This window comes from Borrelia turcica IST7, assembly GCF_003606285.1.
Classification (GTDB): domain Bacteria; phylum Spirochaetota; class Spirochaetia; order Borreliales; family Borreliaceae; genus Borrelia; species Borrelia turcica.
Window position 1 is genome coordinate 108,526 of record NZ_CP028885.1, and the last position, 20,618, is coordinate 129,143.

At 31.3% G+C, this 20,618-nt stretch carries 19 protein-coding genes; 9 read left to right on the plus strand and 10 right to left on the minus strand.

The genetic code is table 11. From position 1 onward, the window contains the following. The first annotated feature begins 75 nt into the window (after window positions 1–75). The gene (locus DB313_RS05140) at window positions 76–1,083 is read left to right on the plus strand and encodes a hypothetical protein (protein ID WP_120104806.1); all 1,008 of its coding nucleotides are present in this window, start codon (window positions 76–78) and stop codon (window positions 1,081–1,083) included. Window positions 1,084–1,296: 213 nt separating this feature from the next. Further along, window positions 1,297–2,343 (plus strand): hypothetical protein, encoded by a 1,047-nt coding sequence (locus DB313_RS06520; protein WP_193927152.1) that lies wholly within the window; start codon window positions 1,297–1,299, stop codon window positions 2,341–2,343. A gap of 100 nt (window positions 2,344–2,443) precedes the next feature. On the opposite strand, the gene DB313_RS05150 is transcribed toward DB313_RS06520, so the two are convergent. The 3 genes from DB313_RS05150 to guaA form a co-directional block, all read right to left on the minus strand. Further along, window positions 2,444–2,707, minus strand: a complete 264-nt coding sequence (locus DB313_RS05150; protein WP_120104807.1) for a hypothetical protein — start codon at window positions 2,705–2,707, stop codon at window positions 2,444–2,446. Between the two features lie 101 nt (window positions 2,708–2,808). After that, complete coding sequence (locus DB313_RS05155) at window positions 2,809–3,918, minus strand: IMP dehydrogenase (RefSeq protein WP_120104808.1); 1,110 nt, start codon at window positions 3,916–3,918, stop codon at window positions 2,809–2,811. A 19-nt stretch (window positions 3,919–3,937) separates the two neighbouring features. Continuing rightward, window positions 3,938–5,473: a glutamine-hydrolyzing GMP synthase gene (gene guaA, locus DB313_RS05160; RefSeq protein ID WP_174220873.1), complete on the minus strand. Its 1,536-nt coding sequence runs from the start codon at window positions 5,471–5,473 to the stop codon at window positions 3,938–3,940. A gap of 309 nt (window positions 5,474–5,782) precedes the next feature. Here guaA and DB313_RS06375 point away from each other — a divergent pair, with 309 nt between their 5' ends. Further along, on the plus strand, window positions 5,783–6,310 hold the full coding sequence (locus DB313_RS06375) for a collagen-like domain-containing protein (RefSeq protein ID WP_152031116.1): 528 nt from the start codon (window positions 5,783–5,785) through the stop codon (window positions 6,308–6,310). 195 nt (window positions 6,311–6,505) lie between these two features. Here the strand turns inward: DB313_RS06375 and DB313_RS05170 are convergent, their stop codons facing one another. From DB313_RS05170 to DB313_RS05180, 3 genes are all read right to left on the minus strand, one after another. Then, on the minus strand, window positions 6,506–7,381 hold the full coding sequence (locus DB313_RS05170; protein ID WP_120104811.1) for a hypothetical protein: 876 nt from the start codon (window positions 7,379–7,381) through the stop codon (window positions 6,506–6,508). 164 nt (window positions 7,382–7,545) lie between these two features. After that, on the minus strand, window positions 7,546–8,421 hold the full coding sequence (locus DB313_RS05175; RefSeq protein ID WP_120104812.1) for a hypothetical protein: 876 nt from the start codon (window positions 8,419–8,421) through the stop codon (window positions 7,546–7,548). A gap of 242 nt (window positions 8,422–8,663) precedes the next feature. After that, window positions 8,664–10,010 (minus strand): NCS2 family permease, encoded by a 1,347-nt coding sequence (locus DB313_RS05180; RefSeq protein ID WP_120104813.1) that lies wholly within the window; start codon window positions 10,008–10,010, stop codon window positions 8,664–8,666. A 358-nt stretch (window positions 10,011–10,368) separates the two neighbouring features. Between DB313_RS05180 and DB313_RS05185 the strand changes: the two genes are divergently transcribed. Beyond that, the gene (locus DB313_RS05185; protein ID WP_120104814.1) at window positions 10,369–11,241 is read left to right on the plus strand and encodes a hypothetical protein; all 873 of its coding nucleotides are present in this window, start codon (window positions 10,369–10,371) and stop codon (window positions 11,239–11,241) included. A 277-nt stretch (window positions 11,242–11,518) separates the two neighbouring features. Here the strand turns inward: DB313_RS05185 and DB313_RS05190 are convergent, their stop codons facing one another. Next, window positions 11,519–12,532, minus strand: a complete 1,014-nt coding sequence (locus DB313_RS05190; protein ID WP_120104815.1) for a BMP family ABC transporter substrate-binding protein — start codon at window positions 12,530–12,532, stop codon at window positions 11,519–11,521. 216 nt (window positions 12,533–12,748) lie between these two features. Here DB313_RS05190 and DB313_RS05195 point away from each other — a divergent pair, with 216 nt between their 5' ends. After that, window positions 12,749–13,540, plus strand: coding sequence for a hypothetical protein (locus DB313_RS05195; protein ID WP_120104816.1), 792 nt, complete (start codon window positions 12,749–12,751; stop codon window positions 13,538–13,540). 328 nt (window positions 13,541–13,868) lie between these two features. Further along, window positions 13,869–14,174, plus strand: coding sequence for a hypothetical protein (locus DB313_RS05200; protein ID WP_120104817.1), 306 nt, complete (start codon window positions 13,869–13,871; stop codon window positions 14,172–14,174). A gap of 136 nt (window positions 14,175–14,310) precedes the next feature. Here the strand turns inward: DB313_RS05200 and DB313_RS05205 are convergent, their stop codons facing one another. Further along, complete coding sequence (locus tag DB313_RS05205) at window positions 14,311–15,309, minus strand: hypothetical protein (RefSeq protein WP_120104818.1); 999 nt, start codon at window positions 15,307–15,309, stop codon at window positions 14,311–14,313. 98 nt (window positions 15,310–15,407) lie between these two features. Here DB313_RS05205 and DB313_RS05210 point away from each other — a divergent pair, with 98 nt between their 5' ends. The 3 genes from DB313_RS05210 (at window position 15,408) to DB313_RS05220 (ending at window position 18,089) form a co-directional block, all read left to right on the plus strand. Then, window positions 15,408–17,228, plus strand: a complete 1,821-nt coding sequence (locus tag DB313_RS05210; RefSeq protein ID WP_120104819.1) for a hypothetical protein — start codon at window positions 15,408–15,410, stop codon at window positions 17,226–17,228. A 226-nt stretch (window positions 17,229–17,454) separates the two neighbouring features. Then, on the plus strand, window positions 17,455–17,787 hold the full coding sequence (locus tag DB313_RS05215; RefSeq protein ID WP_120104820.1) for a hypothetical protein: 333 nt from the start codon (window positions 17,455–17,457) through the stop codon (window positions 17,785–17,787). A gap of 5 nt (window positions 17,788–17,792) precedes the next feature. Next, window positions 17,793–18,089 (plus strand): hypothetical protein, encoded by a 297-nt coding sequence (locus tag DB313_RS05220; RefSeq protein WP_120104821.1) that lies wholly within the window; start codon window positions 17,793–17,795, stop codon window positions 18,087–18,089. Between the two features lie 611 nt (window positions 18,090–18,700). Here DB313_RS05220 and DB313_RS05225 read toward each other — a convergent pair. Next, on the minus strand, window positions 18,701–18,934 hold the full coding sequence (locus tag DB313_RS05225; RefSeq protein ID WP_120104822.1) for a hypothetical protein: 234 nt from the start codon (window positions 18,932–18,934) through the stop codon (window positions 18,701–18,703). A 1,126-nt stretch (window positions 18,935–20,060) separates the two neighbouring features. Next, a complete protein-coding gene (locus tag DB313_RS05230) occupies window positions 20,061–20,447 on the minus strand; it encodes a hypothetical protein (RefSeq protein WP_120104823.1) in 387 nt (128 codons plus the stop codon). Between the last annotated feature and the right edge of the window lie 171 nt (window positions 20,448–20,618).

Consider the following 20,618-nt stretch of genomic DNA (forward strand, 5'->3'; position numbering starts at 1 on the left):
GAAATATTATAATATTGCTATATAATATATAGTAATGTTGATTTATTTAAATATAAGTAAATTAAGGGGAGAAGAATGAGTAAAGGCAATATGTGTATTGTGATATTAATAACGACGATGTTTATTGTATCGTGTAAATTGTTTGAAAGCGACGATGCAAATAAAGAACATGCTTCAGGGAGTGATGCTGCTAGTGGGACTAGCGGTATAGGTGCAGTTGCATTGGGGCAATATGGAAGTGATGATGTGGAAAATCCACTTAATGATGAACCTGCTTCTGATGGTAGTGAAGGCAAAAAAGAAAATTCTGTTGCTAAATTAACTCAAGATGACAAGGAAAAGCTTAAAGCTTTTTTTGATAAAACTATGGGATATACAGATGCTTTGTATCATTATATTTATAAACTCTACAAAAGGGCTTATAGTAAGCTTGGTGTTTATTCTGATTGTTATGTGTATGAAATTGAGTGCTTTAGTTCAGGGCCTACTGCAGAACGTAAAGCAGGACTTGAAGAGCTAAAGAAATATAAGCTTAAAGATGAGTTTGAAAAACTTAAAGAAAAGTTAAAGGGTATTGCAAGTGGATATGATCCTAAAATTTTGACTGATGCAATTGAAAAGTTTACTAAAGCTATAGAAGAGGCTGAAAAGGCTGAAGCTAAGATAGAGACAGAAGACGATTATGCAAAGGCTAAAAAGGCTGACGAGAACAAAAAGAGAGAAAATGTAGAGCGTCTAAAAACTGTTAAATCTGCTAGTGACTTTAGTGCGAAGGCCGTTGATGTTGCTGTTGTAGCTTATGCTGAAGCATTTCTTTCTGTAGTAGATACCCTATCTTCTGGCAAATTTAAGGAAGCTGTTACGGAATTTACTGTTGCTGCTAAGAAGTTTGCTGATGGGAAGAAAGGAGACAAATCTATTTTTGCTATTGCGAGCGCTATAGCTGGTATGGGTTCCGGTAATTATGAAGCTGCCTTTACTGAAGCGAGGGGATATGCTGCACAGGTTACTGGAGAAGAGGGAAACAAGTTGGTTACTGCTATTGAGAAGCTAAGTGATACTTATAAGACAGTTAAGCCTTAAGTAAAGAAAATAAGTAAATAAATAATGGAATAATTAGGAGAAATAGGGGAACCCTTATTTCTCTTATTTTGTGTAAACGTTATTGACTTTATATGTATCCGATATCTTAACATAAAAAGGAATATGCACATAAAGAGTAAATGAAAAATATTGCTATATACTATATTAGTAATATTGATTTGTTTAAATGATAAATAAATTAAGGAGAGAAGAATGAATAAAGGCAATATGTGTATTGTGGTATTAATAACGATGATGTTTATTGTATCGTGTGAATTTCTTGGAGATAACGATGCAAATAAAGGAAATGCTACTAGTGGGACTAGCGGTACAGGTAAAGTTGCATTGGGGCAAGATGGTAGTGGATTAAGTGATGTAAGAAATGGAGTTTCTTTGGCGCAAGGCGGAGGTCATGATAATGAGAATATGCTTAATGATGAAACTGCTTCTGGTGTTGGCAAACAAGAAAAGCCTGTTACTAAATTAACTACAGATGATATGGATAAGCTTAAAGCTTTTTTTGAAGGGACTAAATTATATCAAGGGATATTATATTTTATTTATAGCAAGTATAGCGATTCTTCTAGTATTATTAGCACTTATACTGGTTGTGATTATTATATTAGTGGGTGTTTTGGTGACGCATCGTCCAAAAGTCGTAGTGGAGCTCTTGACAAATTAGCGGCCAACAAGCTAGAAAAAGAGTTTGAAAAACTTAAAGAGAAGCTAAAAGCCGCTGCAACTGGTTATAACCTTAAAACTTTAACTGATGCAATTGGGAAGTATAAGGAAGCTATGGAAAAAGCTAAAGATGCTGAAGCTAAGATAGAGAAAGAAGATTATGATAAAAAGACTAAAGAGCTTGAAGAAACAAAAAAGAAAGAAAATGTAGATAATCTAAAAACTGTTAGAGAGATTATTAGTGTTTCTAAGAAGACTATAGAATTAGCTAGCGTAGCTTATGCTGAGGCATTTCTTTCTATAGTATCTAACCTATCTTCTGACGAATTTACTGAAGCTGTTAAGGAATTTACTGAAGCTGCTAGGGAGTATGCTAATGGAAATAAAGGAGACAAATCTATTGATGCTATTGTAGGTGCTATTGCTGGTATGGGTTCTGATAAATATAAAGATACTTTTGATAAAGCAAAGAAATATGCTAAATATAAAGAAGGACAAGAGGGAGACAATTTGTTTGCTGCTATTGAGAAATTAGAGACTACTTATAAAAAAGCTAAACCTGAAAAAGAAAATAAATAAACAATAAATATTGTAACTGCGAGAAATAAGGATTCCAAGTAAATCTTTATTTCTCTGTTTTGTATATTAGCCCGATTATGTTTTTAAAGCAATAGAATCACTAACAATCTATGAGGTCATTGTTGACAATATCTTTTTTATTGTTAGGAATTTTTTTTACAGTAATATGTTTTTGCTTGGTCATATTTTTTTCTATGCTGTCTACTTTTTTAAGTAAAGTGCTTTGTTGAACATAAATTGACTCAAGCCCCTTTACAATAGCACTGTGAATGCTCATAGTATCCATGATGTAATTCATCATGTCGGTGTTAACATTGCGGAACATTAATTCTTCTAAAATATCGTCACTTGAAAATTTTTTCATAAACAAAACACATAGAGTGCCCTAGTTTTCTATATTAAATATAGAACATGTGTTATTAAATATCAAGAGATATGTTTGATTTTATTAAGAACAGCTTTATGTTATTTAGGGATTAAAATATCATGAGGATGAGACTCTGTTAATGAAGAATTGGTGATTTTTACGAATTGAGCATTTGCCTTTAAATCGGGTATTGTAGGTGTGCCCAAATAACCCATTCCAGACATTAATCCCCCTTTAAGCGAGAAAAGTATGTCTTGAACCGTGCCTTTACAAGTAACCATTCCTTCAACCCCCTCTGGTGTTAGTTTTAAAGTTTTTTTGGCATTGCCATGAAAATATCTTGATAAAGACCCCCTTTGCATGGCCGAAAGAGACCCCATGCCTACGTAAGATTTAAATCTTCCTCCATTGTGTATTATTTCCTTAGAAGGTGATTCATGAGCTCCGGCTAAAAGATTGCCTATCATAACACTGTCTGCCCCCGCTGCTATTGCCTTTACAATATCTCCAGAAAATCGTATCCCACCGTCTGCTATAATGCAAATATTACTATCTTTACAAACCTCATAAACATTTAAAATTGCTGTTAGCTGTGGAATTCCTACTCCCGCAACTATTCTTGTAGTGCAAATGCTACCAGCCCCAATTCCTACCTTTAAACAATCTACTCCCACATTAATTAAATCAAGGGCAGCGTCTTTTGTGACTATATTACCAGCAATAACATCTAAGTTTGGATACTTGTTTTTAATTTTTCTAGCAACTTCAATTACCTTTACAGAATGCCCATGAGCCGAATCGATTACTATAGCGTCTATTTGTGCCTTAACCAGCTCATCAACGCGTTCCAAAAAGGCTTCATCAACACAAATAGCAGCTCCTACTCGTAGTCTGGCGTTAATATCAACACATGCTAGACCACGAGTAGACTCATTTATTGGACTCTCTTTAACCTTTTCTATTTCTTTTCTCTGCATGTCAATAGACATATTGCTGTGAATAATACCCATTCCGCCTTCTTGAGCCATGGCGATAGCCATTTTGCTTTCTGTAACTGTGTCCATAGCAGCACTCAGGAAGGGTACATTTAATGTTATATTGTGAGTCAGATTGGTTTTAAGGCAAGTCTCTCTTGGTAGCACAGATGATTTTTGAGGAACTAATAAAACATCATCAAAAGTTAAAGCTTCGCCTATTATCTTACTCATTTAACCCCCTTTCTTAAAATCATTCCCATTCAATTGTTGCAGGAGGTTTGCAAGAGATGTCATAACAAACTCTGTTAATTCCTCTAACTTCGTTAATTATTCTTGATGAAACCTTACTTAAGAAGTAATAAGGCAAGTAGACCCAATTTGCACTCATGAAGTCTAGCGTTTCAATGCATCTAATACACGCCACATACTCATAAGACCTATTGTCTCCCATGACTCCAACAGATTTAACCGGTAGTAATACTACAAAAGCCTGTCGCATTTGATAATATAGATTATTTTCTTGAAGCTCTTCTATTAAAATGCTATCTGCTTCTTGTAAGATATTAATCTTTTCCTTAGTAATTTTCCCAATTATTCGAATAGCTAAGCCCGGCCCTGGAAAGGGATGCCTAAATAATTCGCTTTCTGGAACTTTTAGCTTAATCCCCAGCTCTATGACCTCATCTTTAAAAAGGTCTTTTAGGGGTTCTAAAAGCTTTAATTTCATTTTCTTAGGTAATCCACCCACATTATGGTGGGATTTTATGTTTAAAGAAGTAATAGAGTCAGGCTTTGATTCTATTACATCAGAATATACTGTTCCTTGAGCTAAATATTTTATATCTTTAATATCTTTTGTAGCTTCTTTAAAAGCCTTAATAAATTCTCTTCCAATAATTTTTCTTTTCTTCTCAGGGTCACTTACATTTGTGAGTTTAGATAAAAAATTATCAGAAAAATCTATGCTTCTTATATTTAAATTGTATTTTTTATAGCGTTTAAGTATTTCTTTTAATTCCCCTTTTCGCAAAAGACCGGTGTCGACTAGAACGCAAATTAAATTGTGCTTTATTGCTTTTTGTATTAAAAGGGCACAAATTAAAGAATCTGTACCTCCAGAAAGCCCCAGGACAACCTTTGCATCGCAAACTTCTTGCCTAATCTTTTCAGTAATGTTTTCTATCTTGTCTTCTGTGTTGCTATTAAATGAAGCTTTGCAAATATTAGAGACAAAATTTTTAAGTATTTGTGTTCCATATTCTGTATGAGTTACTTCGGGATGAAATTGTACGCCATAAATTTGTAGTTCTTGGTTTTCAATACCGGCAATGCAATCTTTTGTGTAAGCGGTTTTCTTAAAGTTTGTGGGAATTGTTACAATAGTGTCCCCATGGCTCATAACAGCTTGAAATTTATTTGGGATTCCTAAAAATAGACTCAAGTTTTCTTCTTCTATAAAGACTTCAGCATTGCCAAATTCTTGGTCGTTAAGCCTTACTACCTTACCCCCAAACAGCTTAACTATTAATTGCATACCATAACATATGCCTAGTATAGGAATACCTAATTTAAAAATTTTCTGGTCAAGTGTAGGAGAATTTGCATCATAAACAGAAGAAGGCCCACCACTTAGAATTATTCCAATAGCCCCATTATTTTTTATCTCTTCTAAAGGCGAAGAATGGGATAAAAATTTTGTGTGAACTCCCATTTCTTTAACCTTTCTTGCAATAAGCTGGCTATATTGAGAACCAAAATCTAGGATAACAATGTTACCAATCATTATATAAATTACCCATCTATTGAAAAATAATTGTATAGCATTTTTGTATTCTTGCATAAAAGGATGATATAAAAGGCAGAATAAGTGTGAATTTAGGCATATTTTTATAAATATTATTTTATTTTTAATATATTTATAAAATTTTTCTTAAAAAACACTTGACTTATTTCAATATTTGTTATAAATGTTATTTACTAATAATATAATAACTGTCAATTTAATCTAAATTTTATTTAATGTTCTTATTTAAACCACATTAATTGAAGATTCCTAATATAAAAATTATAAATATTAAAAAGAGGAGAGTTGTATATGAGAAAGTTTTTTAATTCTAAACTTATAGTAGTTTTTTTGCTACTTTTTGCATTTTCAGCATGTGAATTGGCTGATAAAATGAGAGGACCAGAGGGCCCAGCAGGCCCGGCAGGAGTAGCAGGCCCTAAAGGTGAGAAGGGAGAGCAAGGAGAAAAGGGAGAAAAAGGAGAAAAAGGAGAAAAAGGAGAAAAAGGAGAAAAAGGAGAAAAGGGAGAAAAAGGAGAAAAAGGAGAAAAGGGAGAAAAGGGAGAAAAGGGAGAAAAAGGAGAGAAAGGAGAGAAAGGTGAAAAAGGAGAGAAGGGAGAACAGGGAGTCCCAGGTCCAGCAGGTCCAAGAGGTCCAGCAGGTGCTAAGGGAGAGAAGGGAGAGCCAGGAACCCCAGGAGTAGCAGGCCCAGCAGGTCCAGCAGGTCCAACAGGTCCAACAGGTCCAGCAGGTCCAGCAAGCCCAATAAGCCCAATAAGCCCAACAGGCCCAACAGGCCCAACAAGCCCAGTAGGTCCAACAGGCCCAACAGGCCCATAAAAAGGAGCGTGATACCTATATAAGTTTCAAGATTTAATAAAATCTGAAATTATGAAATAGCATTCTCATCTGTTAGGTGGGAATGCTTTATTAGAGATGTAAACTATTGGCATAAAATGCAAGAGGAATAAGAAGTTTCTGTTTAAATTTCCTTATTCCTCTTATTTTAATATTATTTGTATTTAATAAGTACCTTTATAAAGTAACTGTCTTATAAGCGACATTTAATGCATCAATAGCCTTTGCAAATTCTTTTCCCTCATTTTCCCTTTCTCTATCTAATTCTTCAGCAAGTTTTTTAGCTTCCTCAATGCTTCCACTAGAAACAATAGCTTCAATAGCACAAGCAATAGCAGTAATAGATTTAATTCCCCTTTTTTTAGCAAATTTCTTAGCCATATCAGCAAAACTTCGAACGGAATAAGTAAAATAAAGGGAAGAGCATACGTTTACTACAGAGGTAAAGGCATCAATATAGTCAGTGATAGCAATATTGATGCCGTAAAAATAAGAATAAATACAATTAGCATCAATAATTAAATAATCCTTGTGGGTTTGATTAGAATCAACGGCTTTTTTAAAACAATGTTCAACTTTATCAATAGCCTCACTCAAAATTGTGGAGATGTAATTTGGTGCGCTTTCCTTTAAAATCACTACAAGTGCTCTAAATTCTTTAGTAAGATTACTATAGTTTAATTTGAATATATTGTCATTGTTCTTATAAAGAAGAAGTGATTTGTTTTTGCAAGAGACATCATTATTATCGCAATTGTAATAAGTTATGGTAGCTTCATAAAAGTTATCATATTTATTGTAAAAGGATAACAGAGCACTTGCATATTTGTTGGCACCAAAAGCCACAAGTCTATCTTTGTCCTCTTTGGTTAATTTGATATTCTTGGTTCTGTTTATATCATCAGTATTGAAAATAAAAGGATTGTTATTATCTGTGATTTCAATTTCTTTTATTTTCTCAATTCTATTTATTTGTGTGTCTATGGAAACATCGAGCCTATTACATGAGACAATATAAATTGAAACAAGTAATATGCTTACGCTTTTTCTCATTTTTCCTCCTCCATAACCACTTAAATATAGAGCATATTTAGGGAAATCTTTATTATGAGAAGAGAAGCAAAGAAACAGTGCAATTTTTAAGAGAAATAAGAAATCTCTATTTAAGCGTCCTTATTCCTCTGTCTTGTTTATTTTTATATAATTTAAATATAAGTTTATGGCTTAACTGTCTTATAAGCAGCGTCTAGTGTGTCAATAGCGGGGGCAAATTTTTCCCCTTCTGGTCCGAAAATTTTGGCAGCTTGCTTAGCCTTATCAATACCCTCTTGGGAAACAACAGCTCTAATGCCAAGAACAACACCACTAATAGCTGCATCATGTTTATTGTCGACGAAAACCTTAGTAGCATCAGCAAAACTTTTAGTAGCATCAGCAAATTTTTTAGAAGATAAGGTAGAAGCTAGATGGACAAAGGCATCGGCATAACTTGTGATGGCAGTATCTATGGTTTCATAAAAAGTATCAATAGTCGATTGAGCATCAACGGCTTTAACGGGCTCAGTAGTGCCCTTTTTTAAAGCTTCTTCAAGCTTAGCAATTGCATCAGTCAAGGCCTGGGGGATATAAGCACTTATGTCAGTCTTTATCATAGCCACAAGTTTTTTAAACTCGTCAGTAAGTTTATTGTCTTTTTTAAGCTTTTCAAGATACTCCTTGCGTTTTTTATTCCAGTTTTTGCACCATGATTTACTCTTATTACCCTCAGTGTAATCGTCACATTCAACAACAGAATAACTGTTGATATTATTAAAAGTTCCAATGTTGTTATTATAGATAGATATTAGTGTGCTTCCATATTCCTTAGTTTTCTCAACAAAATCTTTAAGCTTAGTAACATCTTCTTTACTTAATTTGGTAATGGTTAATTTGGTAATGGTTTCTGTTTGCCCATCATCGCTTTGAAAATCACTTGTGGACATAGCAACTTCACCTGTGTCATTTTCTTCAGAGTCAGAGTCTGTGATTGAATTTTGACATGCAAGAATAGAAAAGTATAATAATGGTAATATACAGATATTGATTTTATTCATAATGTTCTCCTTGATTTATAAAAATCATATTTGCAACATTTTATTACTATGAAAATTTAATATTAAAACAATATCAAAACATTACTAATATAGCATTAATATATGGCAATATCGACTTATTTCCAATAAAAAAAGACTTATTTAAGATATTTTGTATTTGCTAAAATACTACTTCGGTAGATTGCCGAAGTAGTAGGTACACTAGTAAAACAGTAGTTTGCTAGTAAAGTTCGCATAGAAAATCAATGGTAAAAAACCAGCTTAATTATGAAAATAAAGGCCAAGAACATCATCAAGAGAGATATTTTAGGTATTTCTCCCATAAGTAGGTCATACATTATGGTTACTATCACATAAGATGCTATTCCAATGCTAAGCCCAGAGCCTATGCTATAGCTTAATGGGATTAAAAGTAGTGTTAAAAAACTAGGAATAGTTTCTATTGTGTTTGCAAAATCGATATTTTTTATTCCTTTAAACATTAAAAACCCTACATAAATTAAGGCAGGAGCAGTGGCACTTGATGGAACGGCAACAAATAAGGGTGCAAAGAAAATTGAGACTAGAAATAATAGCCCTGTTACAATGGATGTAAATCCCGTCTTTCCCCCCTCAGCAATACCTGTAGAGCTTTCAACATAAGTTGTAACGGTAGAAACCCCCAATACGGCTCCAGCTGTAGTAGCAATAGCATCAACTAATAATATCTTTCCCGCATTAGGAATATTGCCCTCCTCATCTAGCATATTGCCTTCCTTAGCTACTCCTATCATAGTACCTACGGTATCAAATAAATCATTAAACAATAAAACCAGCACTATAAAAACAAAACTCCACATTTTGTCTCCCATCATATAAGAGAAGTCTAGTTTATTAAATATGGGGTCAATGGATTCGTATCTTAAAAACCCGTCTGGCAGATATATTCCTGCAGCATGAGCACTTTCTTCATAAAGAAGAGCATAGCCCCAAGCTATTGCTGTTGTTATAATAATTGACCACAAGATACTGCCTTTTACCTTGTAATGCGCTAAAAATATTATTGAAAAGAGCCCTATGGATGTAAGACAAACTTTTATGTTATTAAATTGGCCAAGGCCAACCAGCGTTACATCATTTTTAATAATGACTCCGCTATTTACAAGTCCAATAAAAGATATAAATAGCCCTATACCAACAGAGATAGCATATTTTAAATTCATAGGAATTGAGTTTATGATACTTTCTCTTATCTTTGTTAGCGATAGAATAATAAAAAGAATACCTTCAACAAAAACAGCAGCAAGAGCTACTTGCCAAGGAATATTCATTCCTATTACTATTGAGAATGCAAAAAAAGCGTTAAGACCCATCCCACAAGATAGTGCTAAGGGAGTATTGGCATAAAGACCCATAAGTATTGTAGAAAATGCGGATACAAGACAAGTTGCAGTAACTAAAGCTCCTATTGGCATACCCGTATTTGAAAGTATGGCTGGATTTACAGCTATTATATAGGCCATGCTTAAAAAAGTAGTAATACCAGCATATATTTCTTGTTTGTAATTGATAGTATTATTCTTGAATTGAAAAAGTAATGTTTCCTTCATAATAAATACTCTTTCCTCCTTTAACTTAATATATTGTGTTTTGAGTGTTCTAAATAAGCCACCAAGGCAAATACAGAGAACAAATTAGCTTATTGAAGATAAGTAATATAAAACTATAATTCAATTTTAACCAAACTCACCTACAAAGGTAATATATCTTAATAAATTTGTCATTAATATAAAACATAATAGGGTGTGAGTTATAAAGTGGACATTTTATCTGCTTATTTTATAATAATTAAACAATTAAAACAATTTGCTTTAGGCAATTTGGCTTATTGTAATTTGGTTGACCAAAACTTTTTTAAAATTATAAAATAATAGTTATATTAATGTTAAAGGTTAGGGAGTTTGAAACATGTTAAAGAAAATATTTCCATTGTTTATTGTTTGTGTATTGTCTTGTAATAATGGTGGCGATGGATTGGTTGATTCAATATATCAGCAATTGGAAAAAAGGCTAGACAATAAGCTTGATGAGAAAATAAAACAGCAAGTAGCAAGCAAAAAAGAGAATCAGCAGGAGGAGGAAAGTAAAGAAAAGAAACAACGAGAGGAGGAAGAAGCAAATAAAGAAGAGAGAAAACAGGGAGAGGAACTAAACAAAAGGGATGAAACTTTAAGTCTAGGTGAAGATACGGTTATTGAAATTGATGACTCAAATCAATATGTATGGATTCCTACAAAGAAGCAATATTATATTAGAACATACCCTTTAAATTTAGATGTGAGGGTTGACATCAAGCAGGAAAAGGATATTATAAATGAAGAATTAAGCATAACAAACGCTAAGTTAGTTTCTGTAAGCATACTTGCGGACAAGAAAAGACTACACTATAGGGGAATAAAAAATCTGGTAGAGCTTAAAAATTATTTTGATTATTATAATCTGTATGAAAGTACTACTTCATACATGCTAAACTTTGTTGATGATAACCAAAAAACTGTTAAGTTAAAGATGGATAGTGTAGTAAATCTAAATGAAATTCTTCAAAGTAAGGAGACTTCTTCTGATAAGATTGATAAGATGGCAATTTCCATTAAGTTTAGCACAATGATTGAAAATAAGCATTATTCTATGTACTGTAATAAATTCAATAAAACTGGCGATAAGATAAAATTGTTCAGAAAAGATAATCCTGATACAAATTATCTTGAAATTAGCACAAAGGTTAGTGATATTATAGATATACTAGCTGACCCCAATAAATTACGAGACTTTATTAAATAAAATTTTAGTGAATTTGGGAGTTTTCTGACATGAGAGCTCCCATTTTTATGTGTTGGATTAATAGTATGTAAAAGAAATAGGATTAAATATTATAGCTAATCTTATTAACTTTTTTGACTTTCTGTTTTTAAAGCTATAAAGTTACCTTTGTTTTCTATGACGAGTAAATAATCTTCTATGTCTGTAAACAGAGCCATAAGAGTATTATTTTTAAAAGAAGAGACTTGAAACAAATGTTTAAGCCTCTTCTTTTATTAAAAAAACTTAACTCTTTATGCTAAAAGTGTTCGTAGGTGAACTGAGCATAAGTTTCCTCATCATAGGGAACAATAACTTCTTCGTTAATTATTTTTTCAGACATTTCATCTAGTTCCTTTTCTAACGCCAAAGGAATCATTTTGGGATTTTTAACAAAGCTTACAAATCCTTCTTTAAGACCATAGCTTAGTATCTTACCCCCTTCAAAAATATTTTTATTTAAGTAATTGTCAGAAATATTATATACAATGCTTTTAATGTCCTTGATTGAGGATGTCAATATATTATCAGGAGCAAGATATGATTGGTCTTGGTCAATTCCTATGATATAATGACCCTCTCCTAGTTCTGTTGCAACCTCAATAGCTGCAATACCGCCTAAACCCGCTGCATGATAAATAATGTCAATGCCATCAGCATACATTTGTTTTGCCATATTTCTTCCAGCTTCAGCGTCATCAAAAGTACCTAAATAATCACTATGAATATTTATATTTTGATTAGCGTATTTAGCACCAGCTTCATATCCAAACCTAAATGAATCAACTATTCCACTCTTAATTCCACCCATAAAGCCTATTTTCCCTGTCTTAGAAGTTTTGGCTGCAATATATCCTACTAAAAAGGCTCCTTCTTCTGTTCTAAAAGTTATGGTTGCCAAGTTTGCAGGAATAATTATGCCACTTTCATAAATAGGGTCAACAATTGCATATTTTAGCCCTGGTGTGTCTGAGGCAGCATTAATTGCAACATTGCTAAATCTATATCCAATTAACCAAATTAAATTAGTTCCATCATCTTTTAATTCTTTAATATCATTTATATAAGAATCAAGGGTAGACTTTTTACCCACTACTTCTATTCCGAAATCTTTTTCCAACTCCTTGACACCCGTCCAAGCACTTTCATTAAAAGATTTATCATCAAAACGCCCATCAATTAACACGGAAATTTTAGAAGGCTTTAATGTGTTTTTAATCCCAGAACATGAAAAACACATCATACAAAATACTAATAATAAAATTCTTATCATTTACTTTCCTCTCCTTTTAAGTATGATTTCTTTGTTATAGAAATACACCTTTAAATTTATATCTTTAAGTAAAGAACTCCAAATTTATGTTTAGAGTAGAGAATAAATATAGGGCGGGTAAGTAAATAGGCATTAATGTTCCTTTATTAATTTAAGGTAACGAACATTTAATTCTAGGGTTTATGTAGTATGTTTGATTTTAAATGAGGTGTATATATGAGATATATTAAAATAATAGGAATACTGGCTGTAGCGTTGTTAGTTAATTGTAAGCTGTATGAAGAGTTAGAAGAAGCTATGGCTGAGACTAAACTAGCCGAAGACTCGGCCTCGGAAGTGGCAAAATCTGTAGCAGAGGAAATAAGCAAGCTTACAGGGTTGGGGCTAGAAGAGGTTAAGGCTTTAACGGAAGAGGATCTTAAAAGAATTGCAGGCGATGCAGAAAAAGATTCTGGTGAGTCAAGGGGCAAGGTTAGTGGTGAATTTGATAATGGTAGAAGAAATTCTGTAGATTTAAAGAAGGCTCCGGGTCTTGTTAACTTAGTTAAAGATTCAGCACGAAAGGTTGAAGAGGCATTTAAGACATTAGTAAATGCCGGATACGGTGGTGAGGGTGTAGCAAGTGTAGTAGGTAGCAATATAGAAGAGGCATGCAAACTACTTTCTTTACTTGATAAATTAACACAGATAGCAGTTGGTGATGGTGGTAACAAGAAAGCAGACATGAGTAAGGTACTAGAAGAATTTGATAAAACTAATCCAGGTATAGATGCATGTGGATATATGAATAGTAACAAACATTCATCACAAGACCGAGAAAGTAAGAAATGTATAAAAGACCTTATGAAGAGAGTGGAAAACCTTTTGTATGGGGGCGTTGAGAATGAGTTAAGAAATGATTTAAGTAAGCCTTCATCTACTAAGTTTAATGATCCTTTGGTGTCATTAATTAAAGCTACTTCTGCTTTGAGTGGAGCGGCAGGAATGATTTCAGCTGTATTTTCGTAAAAGCATGAGTAATATTTAGAAGATATTATTAATTGATATACTGGAGAGTATTTATGATATTTTTCAGTATATTACCTTTTTAAATTTTTATGTTGATTTTTGTGATTTAAAATTTTAATTACCTTTAAATTTTTTTGTTTAACTTTTACAATAAGTTAATGAGTGGGTTATATTTTATTTGAAATATGCAAAATGCAATAAAGAATTTGAGGTGTTTTGTATGCAGAGAAGCATTTTGCATTCAGAGTCTAACTATATTATAATGATGCTTTAGGTTGAGTTTTGTTATTTTAATTTTGAGTAATAAAGTTCGACAACAGGAGATATTTTGAAAAATAAAATTACAGATGAAGAATATAATTTACCTAGAGTTCAGCCTACTATGATTGATTATATTAATATTAGTGAGGATTATATGGATATTTATGATATACAGAAGGAGTGTCTTAAGGAGCTGTTGGGAGATTGTGAGATAGAGGAGGGGGGTGATATTTCTGTGGGAGAGATGGGTAGTGTGGAATTGGATATTTTTGGGGAAACTTCGGAAATTGAAAATGAGAGGGGGATTTTAAGGATTATACGCAATGAAGACCAGACCGTAAATATATGTTTTAGGGGTAAAGTTGAAGAATAGAAAATGTGTTTTGGGTTGGACATTTTGTGAATTAGTTACGCTGTCAGTTCTTTCTGTATTTGTTATGATAATTTCTTGTTGTAAGCTTATTGTAGTTGTGATTGAGTCCAGATGATATCTTTTGAATATAAAAACACTATTTATATTCCATTAAGTGTATCTTTCCTTTCTTAACTAATACTTCTTTATCTATTACTTTTAGATTCAATTCAAAATATTCTTTTTCAGCCACCTTGATTGCTATCAGATTGTCATAAATATTCTTACTAGCCTTATATCTGTTTTCAGCAGTAGTTTCAAATTTATCTACTGTCTTTAAATAATGTGATTTATTCTTTTCAAATTTTTCCTTTGACCAAGGCTCATGTGACATTTCCAGCTCATTCCAAGCCTTCTCCATTTCAGCAAAGAATGTGTCTTTTTTATGTTGCATTGTTTGCCATGTCTTAAAATTAACGGCATTAGCCTTGTAAGCCTTATTCAATTTATCTTCGCTTAGACTAAATTTCTCATTTAAGCTATTTAATTCTGTAATCATTTGGTCTAGTTCCTGCCTCAGACTGTCCTTAGCTTTAGCATTCTCAATACGAGTGTCATTGTAATTATTCATTGTGTTCTGAGTTTCCATAGCTTTTAAAAATGACTTATCTCGTTTATTCTTGTCATGAACCAACCGATTAAGAGATTCCACAAGCTCTTGTCTTAGTTTTTCTTTATTAATCTTATGAGTTTGGCAAAGCTTTTTAAGATCGCTCATATGCTTATAATCTAAATTTTTTTTCTCCTCGGCTTGATGAAGAACAGAATGCTCTTCTTCAATTTTGTGATTATACTGTTCCTCAAACTTTTCCATTAAAGAAAGTTTAATGCTAGCAAAAGACAATAAAGATTTCTCATAAGCATAGGTTGCATGACTAAGAGCATAAATAGAGTTATAGTAAGCGTCAAGGCTTTCAAAATATTTATCAAGAATAGAGTAGGTGTGTTTGTCGACAGGTTGATATAAAGTAGCGTACCTTGATGAGATTATATTATCATATTCTACATGACTAAATTTAAGTAAATCTTTTGTAGTTATTAAAGCGTTTAACTTAATTACTAGACTTAAAAGTATTAAAATTTGTAGCCTTTTCATAAAAAAATTCTTTATTTCCTATGTTTTAAATATTAGAATTTATTTTAAAATGTTACAATAGTATAACACTATAAAATAAAAATAAATAAGGCAAGGTTATGAAAATATATTTAATGTTAATTATTTTTATTTCTATTTTTTCTTGCAAGAAGACGGAAAATAAAGAAGAACTAGAGCAGATTAGTAATGGTGTTGATTTTCCTGAGAGTGAAGAGCTATATGAAGTCAAGCACCATAAACTCAAATATGAACTGTATAAGAAAATACGAGATGTTAAGGGTGATAAATCTATTAAGTCTTTGATTGAATCACTTGTCTTAAACCATTCGGACTCGCTTTTAAAACAAATTAAAGAGTCTGTAGGAAAATTTTTTGAAGAAGAATTTGGATTGAGTGATGAAATTATTGTGCAAGGGTCATATATTCAAAAAGTTCCAAGTAATGCAAGGGAATCAGTCAGTTTGCCCTTACATTATCCTATAGATAAGCAGATAACATATTATCTTGAACCTAATTTAAAAGATACTAAGATATTAGACCCTTTAGTTATGTTAAATACAAAACTTAATAGTAAAGGTAAATTTGAAATAGATAAGATGGAACATTTTGAAGGAAAGTTTTCTAGATTTATCAATGATAACGATATTTATCCTATTATGTACAATCTTTATCTCTCAAATAATCAACCTGCAATTTATATTGTAGGTAATAGAATATATAAGCACCAAAATCAGGATAAAGCTATTTTTTATAAAAGAGTATTAAAACTTATCCTTGATAAATTTCATAGCAACTGGATTCTATCACCCAAGGGCACAGAGAATTGGGAAATAAGCCATGAGCATGTGAATCCACAAATGTCAATTGAAAACATATATGAGGCAAAATCTTATTATGTCGAAAATAAAATATATGAAGAGATGGAGAGGATTTATAATGATGACTCTTATAGTAAGAAAATAGTTAATGATTTTCTTGATGAGAATATAGATTTATTTGTAAGCAAGGTCGATGAGTATTTGAAAGAATTTGCAGAAGATGAGGGTGGTATTAAGGAGCTTAAGATTATTGCAAAGCATGAACAAAGCATCCCTTATGAAAAATTTGTTAATAAGGATTTTATTAGCATATATTCCGCTATTTATAACATATTTTTAAGTAAATTTAATCCTAAAATATGCATTGTGGGTAAGAAATCTTACCCACAGCAAAATCAAGACTCTAATGTAACTTACAATAATGCATTAGTGTTAAATGTTATGAAGTTTAAGAGCAAGCAGGAATTTGGTAATGATGGTATTCAATTTGAAATTAAGAAATATAAATTAGAGCAAATGCTTGAGGAAAAGGCTCCTTTAAAGACAGATATTATTAAGAATTGTAATTTTTGTAAACTAAAAGCTACTAGTAGAGATGAATTTGATACAAGAGAATATATTTTTAGACGAGAAGTTTATAATCAAATACAAAATGCTAAGAATAACCAAGACCTTATTAACTCTCTTGTCTTAAAGCAATCAGATTCGCTTTTCAGACAAATTAAAAATATTGAAAAGAAAATATTTAATGATGATATGGAAATGGATAGAAAGATGCATTTTAGCGGAGTGTATCATCAGAAGATATTTATTGATGAACTTAAGGAAAAATTGAAAAACACTAAAATATTGCAAAATCCAAGAATAAATTTAGCTATGGAGGAAGCAATAGTACCGGAGCAGCATAATGACATTTATCCATTAATTTATAATATGTATTTAGCTGAAAAGAACCCTGTTATAACACTTTATTCTAAAAATTTTTCCCATTTTGATATGTCAAGTCCTGGGATTGTATGTGAGTTATTTGTAGATAAATCTAAAGACAAGTGGAAGGTAAGAATAAAGAAAGTAAGTAGGAAGGGAAAAGTAAAAAAATAAATAAAAAGCCATGTGAAATAAAATTTCTCAAGACTTTTTATAAATGGTTAAAGGTTAAAGATAAATAATATTTTACCGCAAAATCAAAAAAAAACAATAAAAATCACTGAGAAGAAAAGAAATAATAAAAAGGGCATACAATTGTATTAATTCTTATTTGATATATATTATAATAATGTACACAAAATAAAGAGAGAAAAAATAACTTAGGTTTGAGGTGATAAAGATGAGAGGAATTAAACAAACAAATAAGGGAATCTTTCCTATGATACTGTGTTGTGAGAAGTGTTGTGAGAATATAGTATCTGAGAGGAAGGAAACTTTTTTTGGGAATGCAGAGTATGAGGCAAATTACAAGGCTAGGGTTAATGGGTATGTTATTGACTTTTTCAGAATACCTAGAAGCTTAAAGAATAAGTATGAAGTTAATATTAAATCATTAAGCAATCCAGACCTTCCGTTTGGGAATATAGCAATGAATTGCATAAATATATTTAAGCTTATAGTGGACATTGTGAATATGCAGACAGGGAAGAGTATGATTATGATAAATTTATAACAGAGATGGAAACAGATAAGATGCTTTATTACGGAGCAAAGGTAGTCTCAGCGCTAACAAGACATTTTGATGAGCTTAGTGGAAATAATCATAATGAGGGATATTATGAGTGGGAGAAGGGATGGGTAGATAGGAAGTGGATTGATTATGAACCCAGTGAGCTAGAGATTAAAGAAATGCAGGAATCAAATAGAAAACTTGACTCAAAAATGTGTATGGGAGCAAGGGAAGAGCTCAATAAGTCAGGTATAAGTAAGGGAGAGCTTAGACTCTTAAGAGCAATAGAGAAAGCAAGTAAGTAAGTGACATAATAAAATTGATTAAAAATATTTACAAAATTAAAAAAATAAAATAATATTATAAGTAGATATAAGAAGATAGAAAGCATTCTATCAATAGTCCCCAACACTCCTATTAATCCTCTCCAAAACAAGATATAGGAGTAGGGACTTTTTTTATAAGCTCTTATATCTTAATAAAGGTATATCAAATAAAAGAGAATGACAATAAATCTTGTGTTAATATAATCCTATTGAAATATCATGCCAAGGATAGGAATAATGACTTCTTGTAAGCATTACAGAAAGCCTGTTGACTTCATATTTACTAAAATAAATGCTGGGGAAATCATAAGTATTAGAATTTAGGAATAAGACACCATCAGAGTAGTAAAGATTAGCGTATGATATTATACCTGTAGGTGTATTCAGTTGAACTTGAGTAACTAATTTGCGGACTCCAAATAGATTAAATTGTATATCAGAAATAATTGATCGTAGAGATTCAATAGATGATGTTGGTATAGAGAAAGAATGCCCTGAGTGTAGAAAAAATTGAAGCTTGATGTCGCCTCTTAAATAAATCTCTTTAATACCCTCTCTGGAACTTACAAGATGGGTGAAATGTCTAGGAGCTACAAACTTAAGGGTATAAGGAATACCGTGTCTTTTATAAAAGGAAACCTGTTGTTAAAACTAAATTCTTTAAGCATAACAGTACCCTTTCCTAATGTTATGATTTCAGCTAAGCTTATATCATCAAAATTGGATATAGAATACCTTCTAACTTCTCCTGGTACATAACAAGCATTGAAGAGGGTGAAAAATAAAAGAATATATAAAATTTTAAACAGGGGGTCTTGTCTCACAAACTGCTCCTAAGGATAAAATATTTATAGTTTAAATAACTTGTAATAATATTGTAACACATTTAAGTCTTTCTGTTTGTATAACTTACGCTCAACAAAGATTTGTATCTTAAGGGGAAATAGAATTACCTGTTTTATAGAATTAAGAACAGAAAGGATATAATAGAAAAATAATTTAGAAAAAACTGGAAATAATCAGATTATTGAACTAATAATTTAATTATTAAATATTCTCCTTTTTTAAAATTAAAAGAATTTATTATCAATATTTACTTCATACCATACATTCTTTTAAATAATCCCCTTCCCCAAGGGGTTTCTTTTTTTTGGGGGGAATAGGGAATTTAGAATATCTATATATGCAGGTATAGAAGATAAATAACTAATAATATTTTTAAAGTGAATGACGTTATTTTTAGGTTTAAAAGGAGGTTGGGTATAAAAGCATAAAGATTAATAAAGTACCCAATTAGTTGATTGAAAAAGGACTGTATTGCATATAATACTATTTATTGAATAACTATTAGATTTAACCTAAGGTCTCATACGAGGGAAACTTTGTTATATCAATAGGGTTACTCTTGTTAAGATTTAAGTTTAAATATCCTCCCTATAATGATTTAAAAAGTATTTTGTTTAGCATAATGCTATTTTTTATGTTTAAGTATTTAATATGTAAAAAATAGCTTCTTTTGCTTATAAATTAATTTATCAAACAGCGCCTTAAGGTAATTTTATTCACTAGGACAAGATACAAGCTTGGTTTTTAGTTATTATTTAAAGTTATTCAATAAATATTTTAAATAACTTTAAATTTGAGTATTACTGTAAACTAATAATTAAAATATATAAAATTTATTGTAATCCAATAAGGTAAATTGAAATTTGACTTTTATTATTTTTAAAATTAAGGTATGAACTATTTGAGTTAAAGAGATATATTTCTCTTCTTAGCCCTTTATTATGGCATTTTACCTTTAATTATCAATTATTTCTACTTTGAAGTTAAATTCTTCCAAAAACTTTTGAATCTCATTTTTACTGAAACTAACAATTGTATAGCTATTAGCGGTATAAACTTTAAACTCAGCTATTTTATTGTATTTATTTTTTATTTTAATAAATTTTAAAATTCTTCTTCTGGAATGATAAATTTAGAAATTTCTGTTACAATGTCTCTTTTTTCTATTACTGTTTTTGATTCATATGGGAAATAAGGATTATAAGATTCATCGTATTTTATGATATTTTCAGTGTTTTCAGATATTAATTTTCCTATAGCTTCAAAGTGTGTATCTGTGATTATTTTGTAAGCTTGTACTTTCCCTGAGTGTCTAGTTTGAGCTTTAACTAAAATTGAATATTCTTTCTCTCCTTTAGGCTTGTTATACCTTATTGAGATTAAGGATTTAATTATACCATCTGCTGAATATTTTGTCTCTAAATAATATTTAGAGCTTAGTACTTGAGCAAATTTGTCGTATTCTATTTGATAAGTTTGACAGGACACCATAAGAAGAATGAAACTAGAAAAAATTTATTGATGCTTGATTTATAATTCCACATATGTTCTCAATATTTTCTCTTGCTACCTTGTTCTTATTATACAATAAATAGATACTATATCAATTTGATTTGCAAAACTAAACAATGAGATTTATTATATACTAAAAAACAATAAAAT

Coding starts and splice junctions, on each gene's coding strand:
- DB313_RS05140 (WP_120104806.1), top strand. CDS start 76: ATGAGTAAAGGCAATATGTGTATTGTGATATTAATAACGACGATGTTT.
- DB313_RS05150 (WP_120104807.1), bottom strand. CDS start 2,707: ATGAAAAAATTTTCAAGTGACGATATTTTAGAAGAATTAATGTTCCGC.
- DB313_RS05215 (WP_120104820.1), top strand. CDS start 17,455: ATGAGAGGAATTAAACAAACAAATAAGGGAATCTTTCCTATGATACTG.
- DB313_RS05190 (WP_120104815.1), bottom strand. CDS start 12,532: ATGATAAGAATTTTATTATTAGTATTTTGTATGATGTGTTTTTCATGT.
- DB313_RS06375 (WP_152031116.1), top strand. CDS start 5,783: ATGAGAAAGTTTTTTAATTCTAAACTTATAGTAGTTTTTTTGCTACTT.
- DB313_RS05155 (WP_120104808.1), bottom strand. CDS start 3,918: ATGAGTAAGATAATAGGCGAAGCTTTAACTTTTGATGATGTTTTATTA.
- DB313_RS05185 (WP_120104814.1), top strand. CDS start 10,369: ATGTTAAAGAAAATATTTCCATTGTTTATTGTTTGTGTATTGTCTTGT.
- DB313_RS05230 (WP_120104823.1), bottom strand. CDS start 20,447: ATGGTGTCCTGTCAAACTTATCAAATAGAATACGACAAATTTGCTCAA.
- DB313_RS05205 (WP_120104818.1), bottom strand. CDS start 15,309: ATGAAAAGGCTACAAATTTTAATACTTTTAAGTCTAGTAATTAAGTTA.
- DB313_RS05220 (WP_120104821.1), top strand. CDS start 17,793: ATGGAAACAGATAAGATGCTTTATTACGGAGCAAAGGTAGTCTCAGCG.
- DB313_RS05175 (WP_120104812.1), bottom strand. CDS start 8,421: ATGAATAAAATCAATATCTGTATATTACCATTATTATACTTTTCTATT.
- DB313_RS06520 (WP_193927152.1), top strand. CDS start 1,297: ATGAATAAAGGCAATATGTGTATTGTGGTATTAATAACGATGATGTTT.
- DB313_RS05195 (WP_120104816.1), top strand. CDS start 12,749: ATGAGATATATTAAAATAATAGGAATACTGGCTGTAGCGTTGTTAGTT.
- DB313_RS05180 (WP_120104813.1), bottom strand. CDS start 10,010: ATGAAGGAAACATTACTTTTTCAATTCAAGAATAATACTATCAATTAC.
- DB313_RS05170 (WP_120104811.1), bottom strand. CDS start 7,381: ATGAGAAAAAGCGTAAGCATATTACTTGTTTCAATTTATATTGTCTCA.
- DB313_RS05210 (WP_120104819.1), top strand. CDS start 15,408: ATGAAAATATATTTAATGTTAATTATTTTTATTTCTATTTTTTCTTGC.